General features: G+C 71.8%; 11 protein-coding genes. 3 read left to right on the top strand and 8 right to left on the bottom strand.

The features are described from left to right. Positions 1-7 precede the first annotated feature (7 nt). Positions 8-1072, top strand: a complete 1065-nt coding sequence (locus tag K4G64_RS04195; RefSeq protein ID WP_221754659.1) for a LacI family DNA-binding transcriptional regulator — start codon at positions 8-10, stop codon at positions 1070-1072. On the opposite strand, the gene K4G64_RS04190 is transcribed toward K4G64_RS04195, so the two are convergent. From K4G64_RS04190 to K4G64_RS04175, 4 genes are read right to left on the bottom strand one after another with little or no spacing between them, the layout of a single operon-like run. Next, a complete protein-coding gene (locus K4G64_RS04190) occupies positions 1035-2411 on the bottom strand; it encodes a glycoside hydrolase family 32 protein (protein WP_221754642.1) in 1377 nt (458 codons plus the stop codon). The genes K4G64_RS04195 and K4G64_RS04190 overlap by 38 nt on opposite strands. Next, positions 2408-3262, bottom strand: coding sequence for a carbohydrate ABC transporter permease (locus K4G64_RS04185; RefSeq protein WP_221754641.1), 855 nt, complete (start codon positions 3260-3262; stop codon positions 2408-2410). Before K4G64_RS04185 ends, K4G64_RS04190 begins: the two co-directional genes overlap by 4 nt. A 17-nt stretch (positions 3263-3279) precedes the next feature. Then, positions 3280-4236 carry a carbohydrate ABC transporter permease gene (locus K4G64_RS04180; RefSeq protein WP_221754640.1) on the bottom strand — a complete coding sequence of 319 codons (957 nt, stop codon included), beginning with the start codon at positions 4234-4236 and terminating at the stop codon, positions 3280-3282. Further along, complete coding sequence (locus K4G64_RS04175; protein WP_221754639.1) at positions 4233-5642, bottom strand: extracellular solute-binding protein; 1410 nt, start codon at positions 5640-5642, stop codon at positions 4233-4235. Before K4G64_RS04175 ends, K4G64_RS04180 begins: the two co-directional genes overlap by 4 nt. Before the next feature lie 164 nt (positions 5643-5806). Here K4G64_RS04175 and K4G64_RS04170 point away from each other — a divergent pair, with 164 nt between their 5' ends. Together K4G64_RS04170 and K4G64_RS04165 are read left to right on the top strand one after the other, a co-directional pair. Beyond that, complete coding sequence (locus tag K4G64_RS04170; protein ID WP_221754638.1) at positions 5807-7348, top strand: glycoside hydrolase family 32 protein; 1542 nt, start codon at positions 5807-5809, stop codon at positions 7346-7348. A gap of 270 nt (positions 7349-7618) precedes the next feature. Beyond that, positions 7619-8593, top strand: a complete 975-nt coding sequence (locus K4G64_RS04165; RefSeq protein WP_221754658.1) for a TauD/TfdA family dioxygenase — start codon at positions 7619-7621, stop codon at positions 8591-8593. A gap of 18 nt (positions 8594-8611) precedes the next feature. Here K4G64_RS04165 and K4G64_RS04160 read toward each other — a convergent pair whose 3' ends face one another. The 4 genes from K4G64_RS04160 to K4G64_RS04145 all read right to left on the bottom strand — a co-directional run bounded on the left by K4G64_RS04160 (position 8612) and on the right by K4G64_RS04145 (position 12984). Further along, positions 8612-9640 (bottom strand): LLM class flavin-dependent oxidoreductase, encoded by a 1029-nt coding sequence (locus tag K4G64_RS04160; protein WP_221754637.1) that lies wholly within the window; start codon positions 9638-9640, stop codon positions 8612-8614. Between the two features lie 80 nt (positions 9641-9720). Continuing rightward, the gene (locus tag K4G64_RS04155) at positions 9721-11226 is read right to left on the bottom strand and encodes a metallophosphoesterase (protein WP_221754636.1); all 1506 of its coding nucleotides are present in this window, start codon (positions 11224-11226) and stop codon (positions 9721-9723) included. 71 nt (positions 11227-11297) lie between these two features. Continuing rightward, positions 11298-12107, bottom strand: coding sequence for an MHYT domain-containing protein (locus K4G64_RS04150; protein WP_221754635.1), 810 nt, complete (start codon positions 12105-12107; stop codon positions 11298-11300). 103 nt (positions 12108-12210) lie between these two features. Beyond that, positions 12211-12984, bottom strand: a complete 774-nt coding sequence (locus tag K4G64_RS04145) for a dienelactone hydrolase family protein (protein WP_221754634.1) — start codon at positions 12982-12984, stop codon at positions 12211-12213. Between the last annotated feature and the right edge of the window lie 19 nt (positions 12985-13003).

The raw sequence follows: 13003 nt of genomic DNA, 5'->3' as shown, positions 1-13003 counted from the left end.
GGACGGCATGGGCAGCGCCGAGGAGAAGCCGGCGACGGGATCGGGACGACCCACCTCGCGGGACGTCGCACGACTCGCCGGCGTGTCCCACACCGCCGTGTCCTTCGTGTTCAACGGCCGGGCCGCCGGCAACCTCTCGCCCGCGACCCAGGAACGCATCCGGCAGGCCGCCACCCAGCTGGGCTACCGGCCCGACCCCCTCGCCCGCGGCCTGCGCCGCAGCCGTACGGCCGTGATCGGCCTGGTCACCGACGAGATCGCCTCCTCCCCGTTCGCCGGACGGCTGCTGCGCGGCGCCATGGACACCGCCTGGGCGGGCGAGCACCTGGTACTCACCATCGACTCCGGGGGCGACCCGGACAAGGAGGACGCCGCGGTCGCCGAGCTCCTCGACCGGCGCGTCGACGGCATCATCTACGCCGCCATGTCGCTGCGCAGCGTCCGTGTCCCCGAGGGCCTGCACCGCACCCTCTCCGTCCTCGCCAACTGCCTGCCGGAGGACGACTCGCTGCCCGCCGTCATCCCCGCCGAGCGCGCCGGCGGCCGTACGGCGGCCCGGCTGCTGCTGGAGCAGGGCCACCGTCGGGTCGCGCTCGTCGGCGGGCAGGACGACATCGCCTCTGCGGAGCGGCTGCGCGGCTTCCGCGACGCGCTGCGCGCCGAGGGCATCACCGTGCCGCGCGACTGGGTGGTGCGCACCGGAGGAGAGATCTCCGCCGGCTACGAGGGCGCCGCGCGCCTCCTCGACAACGCACCGCCCGAGCTCAGGCCCACCGGGATCTTCGCCTACAACGACCGGGTCGCGGCGGGCGTCCTGCACGCCGCCACCCGGCTCGGCATCACCGTCCCCGGCGACCTGTCGGTGGTGGGCTACGACGACCAGGAGCACATGGCCGCGCACCTCGCGCCGCCCCTCACCACGGTCGCACTGCCCCACCGGGCGATGGGGGAGGCCGCCGCGCGGCTGCTCCTCGACTCCCTCGCCACCGGCCGGACCCCGCCCGCCACGGTGCGGCGCCTGGCCTGCCCGGTGATCAGCCGCGCGTCGGTGGGACCAGCGCCCATCCGGTGACGGTCGCGCCGGGCGTCACGCTCAACTCCCTGACGTCGTCCGCGCGTTCGTAGACGCGCTCGGTGACCGTGGCCCGGTCGCCCACGAACAGTTCGTACAGCGACCCGTCGACGAGGACGCGCAGGGTGAGTTCCTCACCCGGCGGCACCGGGACGACGACCGGCGCCGCGGCCTCCTCGCGGGGCCACCCGCCCCGGTTCAGCGTCACCGTGCCCGCGTCCGGGTCCAGGCAGACCGTCAGCCCGTCGCCCGCGGCCGACTTCAGCAGACCGACCGTGGTGCGGGCGCGGGCGCCGACCGTCAGGTCGTAGGCCGCCGGCAGCGCGGTCCGGCCCGGGGCGGTGACGAACGGCTCGGCGGCGCGCAGCCGGTGCAGCTCCGGCGCCGGGGACACCCGCAGCGCCCCGTCCGGATGGACGTCGACGACACGGGGAGCGGTGAGGACACCGGCCCAGGCGGCATCACCCTGCCCACGTGCCTCCCACGACCAGCCCCACATCAGGGCCCGGTCCGGTTCCTGGAGCACGGCGGGGGCGTAGAAGTCACGGCCGTGGTCGAGCAGGCCGCCCGTGCGGGCGGTGAAGCGCAGGTCCGAGTCCAGGCGGCCCGTGAGGTAGGCCGTGGTCCACGGGTGGCCGTCCCACAGCGACACCACCAGCACCCACGAGCCGTCCCGCGCGGCGTACAGCTGCGGGCACTCCCAGCCGGTGGCCCGGCCGCCGAACGTGGCCCGGGCGGTCGGGTCGTGGCCGTCCAGGAGCACACCCGTGAACCGCCAGTCGGTGAGGTCGTCGCAGTCGTAGAGGAGGACCGACGGCGTGCCGTCGGCGTGCCCCGCACCGACCAGCGCCCAGCGCCGGCCCTCGTGCCGGAAGACGAACGGGTCGCGGAACATCACCACGTCCAGGCCTTCGGGCGGGCCCGTGACCACCGGGACGGGCAGCGGCGTCCACTCGGTCAGCGCGGGATCGTCCGGGTCCGCCGCCCGGGCCAGGCAGATCGTGCCGAGCCCGGTGTGGTCGCGGTCGACCCCGGTGTAGACGGCCGTCGGCACGCCCCCGTCGTCGACCACGCACCCCGACCAGCAGCCCGCCTCGTCCGGGCCGCCCGGGGAGGGGGTGAGTGCGATCGGATGGTGCTCCCAGTGCGCGAGGTCGGCGCTGGAGGCGTGGCCCCAGTGGACGTTGGCGTGCACCGGGGCGTCCGGGTTGTGCTGGTAGAAGAGGTGATGGCGGCCGCGCCAGCGGAAGGGCCCGTTGGGGTCGTTCATCCAGTTGGCGGGCGGGCGGACCCGGAAGCGCGGGGCGTGCGGGTCGTGCGGGGGAGCGGCGAGGCTCAACGGTTGACTCCAGCGGACGTGATGCCCTCGCGCAGAGGGCGCTGGCCGACGACGAACACGGCGACGGCGGGGATCATGGAGAGGACGACACCGGCGAGCACCACGGAGATGGAGCCGGTACCGAGGTTGCCCTGGAGAGAGACCAGCCCCAGCGGCAACGTGTAGTTCTGGCCCGACGTCTCGAGGATCAGCGGGCGGAAGAACTCGTTCCAGTGGTAGTTGAAGGCCAGGACGCCGACGATCGCGAGGCCGGGCGCGGCCAGCGGGGCGTACACCGACCGGAAGGTCCGCCAGGGCCCGGCCCCGTCCAGCATCGCCGCCTCACCCAGGTCCTTGGGCATGCCGAGGAAGTACTGGCGCATCAGGAACGTGCCGAACGCGGTCGGGAAGGCCGGGATGATCAGCCCGAGCAGGGTGTCGGTCAGGCTCATCGACTTCAGCACCAGGAACACCGGCACGATGGTGACCTGCAACGGCACCATCATCGTCGCCAGCACCAGGCCGAACAGCGGCTTCTTGAAGCGGAACTCCAGCCGGGCGAAGGCGTATCCGGCCAGGCCCGCCGTGATCATCTGGCCGACGGCGATCAGGGCCGTGACCAGTGTGGAGTTGAGCGCCAGCAGCCAGACGTCGATCTGGTCGAAGACCGAGCGGTAGGCCTCGGTGGAGGGGTTCGACGGGATGAGCTGTGGCGGGAGGTCGAAGGCCTCGGCGGGGGTGCGCAGCGAGGTGGACACCGTCCACACCACCGGTCCGAGGGTGAGCAGCGCGCACACGGCCAGGGCGGCGATCCGCGCCCACGGCGCCAGCCCGTGCCGCACACGGCCGGAGGAGAGGGTTGCTTGGCTCATGGGAGGACTCACCCGGCTCACTGGTAGTGGACGAAACGCCGGCTGAGCCGGAACTGGAGGGCGGTGACCGCCATGATCAGCACGAACAGCAGCACACCCACCGCGGACGCCTCACCGAAGCGCAGCTGCTCGAACGCCGTCTCGTAGATGACCATGACGACCGTGCGGGTGGAGTCGCCGGGGCCGCCGTTGGTGAGGACGTACGGCTGCTCGAAGACCTGGAGGGCGTTGATGATGCCGACGACCGAGGCGACCAGCAGCGTCGGCGACAGCAGCGGCAGCGTGACGGTCAGGTGCTTGCGCAGGCCCGTCGCGCCGTCGAGGGCGGCGGCCTCGTGGATCTCCTTCGGGATGTTGTTCAGCCCGCCGACGAACAGCAGGAAGGAGAAGCCGAACTGCTGCCAGACGTAGACCAGGATGACCGTGGCCATCGCCGCGTTCTCCGACGTCAGCCACGGCACCGGTGCGATCCCGACGAAACCGAGCAGCCAGTTGATCACCCCGAAGTCCTGGTTGAACAGGTACTTCATCACCACCGAGATCGACGCGGCGGACAGCACCAGTGGGAAGAAGAACGCCGAGCGGAACACCGACCGCAGCCACACCGGCATCCGCCCGTTGATCGCCAGCGCTAGGGCCAGCGCGACGAGCAGTTGCAGCGCCACCGCGAACACCATGAACACCAGCGTGTTGCGGAAGGAGACCAGCACGGTCTCGTCGCCGAACACCTCGCCGTAGGCGGAGAGTCCGGCGTAGGACGGCGCGTCGATCACGTTCCAGTGGAAGAGGCTGAGGATCACCGAGCCGACGATGGGCACGACCGTGAAGACCACGATGCCGACGATCGTCGGGGCCAGGAACAGTGTGGCCAGCAGCCGGGTGCCGCGGTCACGGGCCGAGCCGCCCTTCGGCGCCGGGGCGGGCGGTGCCGCGGGGCGTTCGGCGCGCGCGGGCGGTGTCCGGGTGGTCGTCATACGTCACGCTCCATGGCCTTCTCCAGATCGCCCTGCATCCGGCGCAGCGCGGGACGCACCGAACGCGCGGAGGCCAGGGCCGTGCCGGTGTGCTTCAGCAGCACCTGCTCGACCTCCGCGACCTGCGGCGGCGCCGGGATCGGTCCGGTGTCGGGGAACCGGTCGAGGGTGTCGTAGAAGACCGGCCAGCGGGCCGGGCCGGTCTTCGCATAGCGGTCGGCGGTGAGCAGGGACCGGCGGGCCGGGGTCGTCTGGTTCGTGGCGAACAGCTGCTCCAGGGTGTCCTTGCGGGCCGCGTACTTGATGAACTCCCACGCCTCGTCCTGCATCTTCGAGGTGCGCAGCAGCGCGTAGCCCGCCGCGCCGTACTGCATGCGCTGGGTGCGCCAGCGCGGGAAGTACTGCACGTCGAACCCGTCCCGCTCCATGCCGGCCAGGTGCAGTCCGCCCGCCCAGAAGCCGCCCGCCGGGGTGACGCCGACCCGGCCGGTGGAGAACACCCCGATGAGGTTCTGGCCGTTGCCGCCCTCGGGGCGGGTGCACAGGCCGTCCCGGATCAGGGAGGCGAGGTAGTCGTAGACCTCCTCCACCCGGTCGTGCGTGGCCTGCGGTGTCGTCCAGCGGAAACCCCCGCCGCGACCCTCGCGCTGTGCGGCGGGGTAGAAACCGTTCCACAGCCAGTCGCCGCCGGGTGCCTTGGACTCGGTGAGCAGATTGGTGTCGTTCGCGAACAGCCAGGGCACCACGCCGCCCCAGAGCCGGTTGGTCCAGAAGTACGGCGTGAAGCGGGCGCCGCTCGACCTCTTCATGTCCCGCAGCAGCGCCGTGAAGTCGTCCCGGCTCCAGTCGGCCGGCGGGAAGTCCGCCCCCGCCCGGCGCAGCACCTGGCGGTTGACGTACATGTCGGCCGCGTTGAACTCCACCGGCAGCTGGTAGAGGCTGCCCTCGTACATCATCGACTCCACCAGCGAGGGATGGACGTCGGTGAAGTACTCCTTCAACTCGGCCGCGTCCCTCTTGACCCACTTGTCCAGGGCAACCCCGAGCCGTTGCGCGAACAGCTGCACGCCCTCGGTGGCCACGTAGACGAGGTCGGGGGCGGTGCCCGCGGCGACCTGGGTGAGGATCTTCGCGAAGAAGTCCGACCAGTCGACGGCCTGGACCGCGTTGATCCGGAGCTTGATGTCGGGATGCAGCTCGGCGAAGCCCTCCCGCAGCGTGCGGATGGCCTCCGGCCCGTAGGCGGGGCCCAGCGTGGCGACGACGAGGGAGCCGTCGTCCCGGCCGGGGATGTCGGCTCCGGTGAGCCGGTCCCAGCTCGCGGCGGTGCCGGCCAGGGCGGCGGCGCCCGCGCCATAGGCGCCGTACCGCAGCAGAGAGCGGCGGGTGAGGTGCGAGTCGGTCATCGTGTGTGGGGGCCTAACTCGTGTTAGCCGTGGGTTGATGCCCCAGATGATGTGAGTGCGGAACGAGCCTGTCAAGGCGTGCGGGCCCTTGACCTTTAACGAGTTAGGTCCGAAAGTCCTGATCCCATGAGCCGCGGTTTCCGAGGAGAGGGACGAGGTGCGTGATGCGCGGGATCACCAGGAGAGCTCTGTTCGCAGGTTCGGCCGTGGGCGCGGCCGGCGCGCTGCTGCCGGCGGCGGGCCCGGCGGTGGCCGGGCCCCGGGCGGCCCGCACGAGCTACCGCGCCGGGTACCACTTCACCGTCCCCGAGCAGTGGAAGAACGACCCGCAGCGACCGGTCTGGATCGACGGCAGCTATCACTACTACTACCTGCACAACGCCGACTATCTCGCTGGTGAGATCGGCACCGCCTGGCGCCTGGCCACCAGCACCGACCTGGTCTCCTTCACGGACCGCGGGATCGCCGTGCCGAAGGACACCACGCCAAACGGCGACGTCTGGTCGGGGTCGGCGGTGGTCGACACGCACGACACGGCCGGCTTCGGGGCGGGCGCGGTCGTCGTGCTGGCCACGATGTCACCGCACGACGGCCCGGCCGACCAGGCGCAGTACCTGTACTACTCCACCGACGGCGGCCGCACCTTCACCCCGCACGGCACCGACCCGGTGCTGCCCAACCCCGGCGTGCGCGACTTCCGCGACCCGAAGGTGATCCGCGACGAGGAGCGCGACCGGTGGGTGATGACCCTCGCCGAGAACGACAAGGTGGGCTTCTACCACTCCGCCGACCTCAAGACCTGGACGTACGTGAGCGGGTTCGTCAGAGGCGGCATCGGTGTGCTGGAGTGCCCCGACCTGTTCCGGATCCGCGCCGGGGACGGCACGGCGAAGTGGGTGCTCGGGGTCAGCGCCAACGGCAAGGGCGCCGGGCTGCCCCACACGTACGCGTACTGGACGGGCTCCTTCGACGGCAGCGCCTTCACCGCCGACGCGACCGATCCCCAGTGGCTCGACCACGGCTGGGACTGGTACGGCGCGGTCACCTTCGACAAGCGCGGCACCGGCGGTGCCCTCGACGAGGGGACCCGCTACGCGATCGGCTGGCTGAACAACTGGGACTACGCCCACATCACGCCCACGATCGACAGCGACGGCTTCAACGGCACCGACTCGATCGTCCGCGAGATCACGCTGAAGCGCGGGGGCGACGGCACGTACTTCCTGGCGTCCCGGCCGGTCGCGGCACTCGACCGGTACGTCTCGCGCACGGTGACGCTCGGCGACCTGGAGGTCGAGGGCACCCGCCTGCTCGACTACCGGGGCACCGCCTACGAGCTGACCAGCGAGATCACCTGGGACCGGCTGACGGGTGCGGGGATGCAGCTGCGGCGCTCCCCGGACGGCGTCCGGCACATCGACGCGGGTGTCCACCGCGACTACGCCTACCTCAACCGCCGCCCCACCGTGTCGCCCGACATGACGGGCAGGTGGCAGGAGAGCCGCAGTCCGTTCGACCCGGCCCGGCGTTCGGTGCGGTTGCGCATCCTGGTCGACCGCACCTCCGTGGAGATGTTCGTGGACGACGGCCGGTACGTGCACTCGTCGGCGGCCTTCCCGTACCTGGTCGACACGGGGCTCGCGCTCTTCACGGTCGAGGGGAAGGCGGTGTTCCGGAACACCGTGATCCGCGAGTTCAGGGTGTAGGGCGGGCGTTCCGCACAGCAGCAGTGCCCCGGTCTGCTTGAAACCGCGGAGCTGGTCGAGCGTCACCTCCCGGTAGTAAATGCCCAGTTGCCACCACAAGCGCATGAGGTAGCGGCACTCCTGCTGGTCGCGGTCGTCGGCGAGCCGGTCGTGGATCACACGGTTTTCCGCCTGCCCCGGCCGGCCGGTCGAGGCATGGTCGCCCTCGGCGGCGATCGCTGTCACGATCTTCGTGAAGGCCGGACCATGCCCACGACCAGCGGAGCGCTCATGACGACGGACAGCGGGATGACGGACGAGGCGGCGCGGATGGCCGGGTTGGAGGTGAAGCCGGTCGCCGGGCACATCGGGGCCGAGATCAGCGGGGTCGATCTGGCCGGGGATCTCGACGACTCCGTGATCGCCGCGATCCGGGCGGCAGTGCTGCGGTGGAAGGTGGTCTTCTTCCGGGGGCAGCGGCTGGACCACACCGGGCACGTGGCGTTCGCGCGCCGTTTCGGCGAGATCGTGGAACTGCCGCGCCGGGGCAAGGCCTCGCCCCCGGACTTCCCCGGGATCGAGACGACCGCAGACCGGCTGGAGCTGGGCGGGCGGTTCGGCATGGAGCACGACGAGTGGCTAAGGCGCCGCCGTCACACCCTGCTGCGCGGCTGGCACTGCGACCACGGCGCCCGCGTCGACCCGCCCGCCGCGACGATCCTGCGCGCCGAGACCGTACCGCCCTACGGCGGCGACACCACCTGGGCGAACCTGGCGGCGGCCTACGCCGGACTCTCCGCGCCGCTGCGGCAGTTCGTCGACGGACTGCGGGCCGAGCACCGACTGGGCGTCGGCTACCAGCCCCGTCCCGGCGACGACGCGTACGTCCGGCACCTGCTGGAGCGTCAGGTCGCCTCTTTTCACCCGCTGGTGCGTGTCCACCCCGAGACCGGCGAGCGGATCCTCTACGTCAACGGCTATTACGTCGAGCAGATCGCCGGCCTCTCCCGGCCCGAGAGCGCCGCGATCCTGGAGATGCTGCTGGAGCAGGCGGTCCGGCCCGAGTACACGGTCCGCTTCCGCTGGGAGCCGGGCAGTGTGGCGTTCTGGGACAACCGCGCCACCATGCACCTGGCCCCCGGCGACACCGCCCACCTCCAGCATCCGAGGATCATGCACCGCGTGATGCTCGCCGGGGACGTACCCGTCGGGGTGGACGGCACACCGTCGGAGCCGATCACGGGGACCGAGCCGGGCCGCTGGTGACCGGGCCCTCCGGGAGGCCTACGTGCCCGGTTTCCACCCCAGGGCCGGCGCCAGCTCGGTCGCCATGTCGGTGAGGATCTGCTCGTAGTCCTCGTGCTCGAAGTCGAAGGGCAGGGCGAACGCGACCTCGTCCACCTCCCGGAACGCGGCGTGGGCGTGCAGTCGTTCGGCGATCTCCGCCGAGGTGCCCACGAGGTCCGGGGCGAAGAGCAGCCGTCCCGGGCCCTGGGGCGAGGCCGTCCTGGGGGTGCGCCGGTCGGCGTAGGCCTCGTAGCGGGCGCGCTGCTCGGGCGAGGCGGAGTCCGTGGGGATGACGACCAGGCCCTGCGAGACCCGGGCGGCCTCGCCGTCGGGGTGGGCGGCGCGGAACGCGCGGATCTGGGCGAGCTGGATCTCCGCGAAGTCGTAAGGTCCCTCGGGCTCTTCGGCTTTGACGACACTGCTGGTGAGGAGGTTCATGCCGTGCTCGCCGGCCCACCGGGCCGACCGCAGGCTGCCGCCGCCGTACCAGAGGCGGCGGCCCAGGCCGGGGGAGTGCGGCTGCACCCGGTCGGAGAAGACCTCGAAGCCCTCGACCCCGCTGAAGTCCGTCGCCGGTTTGCCCCGCACGAAGTCGAGCAGCCGCTCCACCCGCCCGTAGCCGAAGTCCTCGGCGTCGGCCGTGTCCGGGTAGAGCGCCCCCTTGACCTGGTCGAAGTGCATCGGCGGGCCCACGCTCACGCCCGGGTTGAGCCGGCCCCCGGACAGCAGGTCCACCGTCGCCAGGTCCTCCGCCAGCCGCAGCGGGTTCTCCCAGCCGAGCGGGATGACCGCCGTGCCGAGTTCGATGTGCCGGGTGCGCTGGGAGGCCGCGGACAGGACGGCGACGGGGGAGGAGATGCCGTACTGGAGGTGCCGGTGACGCACCCACGCGCTGTCGAAGCCGAGCCGCTCCCCGAACTCGATGATCTCCAGTGTGGACTCGTGGCCCCGGCGCGGATCCGTCTCGTCGAACAGCCCGATGGTCAGGAAACCCAGCTTGCGCAGCGGTCGGGGGGTCGGCGGCACGGGACCTCCAACATTGAACCTTCAATGGCCTACTTTGGTGCCAACCCGGCGGCGGCCCGTGCTGTTCCCGTGCCGCCCGGTCAGCGCAGCGGGATCGTCACCTCGTCCTCGATCGGCGGGGCGACCTCCTGGGCGCGATTGCCCGTGGCGGCATGGCAGCGCAGCCGGACCGACTCCGGGGAGACGTCCAGACGCAGGAAGCACTTGAAGAACGGCGGGCTGTACGTCGCCGAGCTCGGCGAGAACAACGACGTGTAGATCTTGCGCACCGGCAGCCGGAAGCGCCTGGCCTTGTCGGGGCGGCGGCCGGTGCCGAGCAGTCCGGCGACCAGGCGGACGCGCCGGGTGACACGGGCCGGGGCGCCCGGGGCGCGGGTGGGCTTGATGCCGAGGCGCTCGGCGATCACGGCCGTCGCCTCGGCCTCCGTCAGCGTGAAGAAGCGGGGCATGCGCAGCCGACGGCCGTAGAGGCGGCTGTAGAAGGCCAGCGAGTCGCCGCGCAGCGGGTAGCAGCGGAAGTCCTGCTCGGTGACGCCCGCGACGTTCACGCGGGGAATCGTGTGAGTGGCGTGCATGAACGCGCCGCCCCCGCCCGCGACGACGTACTGGAGCGTGCGCCCGTCGTCCAGCTGGACCGGATAGCGCTGGTAGTTGTGGATGTCGCCGCCGATCGCCGCCACATAGTGGTGGTCCGGGTCGCGGACGATGTCGTCGACGGTGCCGCCCCCTTCGATGGCGCAGGGCTCGCGCCGGCCGTCCACATACAGGGGAGAACCGGTCACCAGGATCTTCGGGCGGGTTCCCCGGGAGACCTCGCGCAGCCAGGCGCCCTGCTCGGCGTCGAGGGTGCCGAGCAGGCCCGTGTCGATGCCGATGATGCGCACCGGGCCGGCATCGATCGCCCAGTACGGGCCCGGCTGGACGGCCCGTTGCTCGGGGGCGGAGCGCAACGTGCGTGCCTCGGGCAGGTGGTGCCCGGCGTCCGGACGCGGCCGGTGCCACAGCAGCGAGCGCAGCCAGGCCCGGGTGAACGGGCGCGGCCGGGGCTCGGGCGGCAGGGGCGGGGCGTCGTCGCAGAAGACGCGCATGAAGCCGCCGAGGTCCTCGTACCAGTCGTGGTTGCCGGGTATCGCGTAGATCGGTGCCCGGTAGTCCTGGTACGGGCGGAAGAACTTGTGGTCGTAGTCGTCCGCGCTGCCCACCGGGTAGATCACGTCGCTGGCCAGCACGGCGAACCGCGTGTCCTGACCGGTCTTCAGAAGGCCCGGCACGACGGCGTACTGCGGGTCGTCGCCCTCACCGGTGTCGCCGATCACCAGGAACGAGAACCGGTCGGGGTCGTCGCGCCGGATCACCTTGTCGGCCGGTGCTCCGGAGGCCGCCCGCTGCGCCACCCACCGGCTGCGCGTCCGGCCCGTCGGATCCCCGAACCACGAGGCCAGCACGCCGTTGCGCGCGACCCACAGCATCTTCGGGTCCAGCCAGGAGATCTTCTCGGCCTTCGGCGGCATCAACCGCCGGTACGCGCCGCGTTCGCTGGTACCCCAGCCGGCGCCTTCGGCGGTATCGCGTGAGGAGTCAGACACCGGTGCACCGTAACAATCGATCTACGCCCCGTCCGCAGGCGGGCCGCTCACCGCTTGCGCGCGGAAGAGGCCTACGCACGCCATGAAGGGCGCTTCGGGGCCGCCGAGTTGGCGGCAGGGGTGTCCGGCCGGGGTGCCGGCGACCGCTCGCCCAGCACCAGCAGGGGATCGAACATCACCACGACCCCGGCCAGCAGCAGGAAGACCACCGGCCCCAGCAGCATCGGCAGCAGCAGGGACGTGGGTGAGTCGCCCGCCCATGTCCCGCCGGTCGAGTCGTGCACATGGACGCTGACGGCGGCCATGCCCGTGTAGTGCATCCCGGACACCGCCACGCCCATCACCAGGCTCGCCCCGAGGCTCGTCAGGAAGCCGCGGACGGTGACGGCCGACCACAGCGCGGCGGTCGCGGCGCCGATGGCGATCAGCACGGACAGCGCGACCCCGACCGGGTCGTAGCCCACCTCGCCGTTCAGCCGCATCGCCGCCATGCCGAGGTAGTGCATGCCCGCCACGCCCAGCCCGGTGATCGCACCGGCGACCGCCAGCGTGCCGGCGCCCGTGCCGCGGTGGCCGACGATGAACACGCCGACGCCCACCACGACGACGGCCACGACGAGACTGAGCACCGTCGTGGCCGCGTCGTACCGGACCCGGGTCTCCTCCACATGGAAGCCGATCATGGCGATGAAGTGCATCGTCCAGATGCCGCATCCGATGGAGGCGGCGCCTAACGCCAGCCAGCCCGCCTTCCACGACTGCGCGTCGAGCAGCGAGCGCACGATGCACCGCAGCCCCAGCGCCCCTCCCAGACAGGCCATCAGATAGGCCGCCACCGGGGTCACCGCACCGTATCGGAACCCGTCGACCGTGCCGTCCATGAGCCAACTCCCCCCAGAGTCATGGCTGGTTTTCAGCAAGGTCTACGCGCAGGGATCACGGGAAGACAAGCCCTTACCGCCGGTAGGCCGTCAACTCGGGTACTCAGGCGGTCGATTGGGGTCGGAATGTGCGCTTCAACAGGTCGAGCAGCGCCGACCAGTGCCGCTCGTCGCCCTCCCGGTGGTACGCCGCGGTGTCGGCCTGCGTGAAACCGTGGGGCGCGCCCGTGTACACCTCGCACCGGTGCCGGACGCCGGCGGCCGTCAGGGCCTCCTCCAGGCGCTCGATCTGCTCCTCGGGCAGGGAGGGGTCCTGGTCGGCGTGGCCGAAGTACAGCTCGGCGGTGACCTTGCCGGCCACCAGGTGGGGGCTGTCCGGCGTGTCCGTGGCCAGCCGCCCGCCGTGGAATCCGGCCGCGGCGGCGACCCGCTCCGGGTAGGTGCCGGCAGTGAGCAGGGAGAGGCGGGCGCCCATGCAGTAGCCGGTCAGCGCGACCGGACCGTCTGCCGCGGCCGGGTGCCCGTCCAGCCAGCTCAGGTAGGCGCCCGCGTCCCGCATCGCCAGGTCGGACGTCAGGGCCTGCATGACCGGGACGATGCGCTCGAACACTTCCGGGCGCGCCCCCGGGTCGATGAACTCGGGCAGGTCGAACAGCGGGGCGCGGCCGTGCCGGTGGAACACGTTGGGCACCAGCACCGTGTAACCCTCGGCGGCCAGCCGGTCGGCCATGGACCGCAGTTGCGGGCGCAGTCCGAAAGCGTCCATGAAGACCAGGACCGCCGGGTGGGCGGCCCCGTCGTCGGGGTGGGCCAGATAGGCGTCGGCGGTGCCGTCCGCGGTGGGGATGTCGACGGCGGTTCCCTGTACGGCGGTCATGGCTGGGCTGCCTCTCTTC

Source organism: Streptomyces sp. WAC04114 (genome assembly GCF_019733245.1).
Taxonomy (GTDB): Bacteria; Actinomycetota; Actinomycetes; order Streptomycetales; family Streptomycetaceae; genus Streptomyces; species Streptomyces massasporeus_A.
The sequence above is the reverse complement of the archived record's forward strand: the minus strand, read 5'-3'. Positions and strand labels throughout refer to the sequence as shown.